The organism is Mesorhizobium sp. M2E.F.Ca.ET.209.01.1.1 (assembly GCF_004010375.2).
GTDB lineage: Bacteria > Pseudomonadota > Alphaproteobacteria > Rhizobiales > Rhizobiaceae > Mesorhizobium.
Genome location: NZ_SADP02000582.1, coordinates 1 through 347 on the forward strand (window position 1 = coordinate 1; position 347 = coordinate 347).

Here is a 347-nt window from a genome sequence, read left to right on the forward strand (position 1 = left end):
TGGACGGTAAAGGTTTCAATGAGGTTCTGGCCGACGTTGAGCGCCTGGACGGCGGCATTGCTGTTGTTGAGTGTGAAAGTCCAGACACCGCCCGTCGTCATCTGGTAAGTGCCGTAGCCGTGGTCACTTGCGCTTCCGGCCACGACCGCCTGGAATGTATTGGGCGTATTGTCGACGTCGGTGTCTGTCAACGTACCGGTCGCCGTCGGCGTACCAGGAACTCCATTGCCGACACCACCTGCCTCGATCACCGAGCCCGTAACGACACCGGAAATCACGGCTGCGTCGTTGGTTCCGGCGAACTGTACGGTTGCGGTTGCCCAACTGAGCGTTCCATTGCCGAGCCG

The 347-nt window shown here is 60.2% G+C and carries 1 protein-coding gene; it reads right to left on the minus strand.

Annotated features, from left to right (window positions below):
- A partial coding sequence (locus EN852_RS36995; protein ID WP_210238310.1) for a VCBS domain-containing protein occupies positions 1-347 on the minus strand: 347 nt, incomplete at both ends.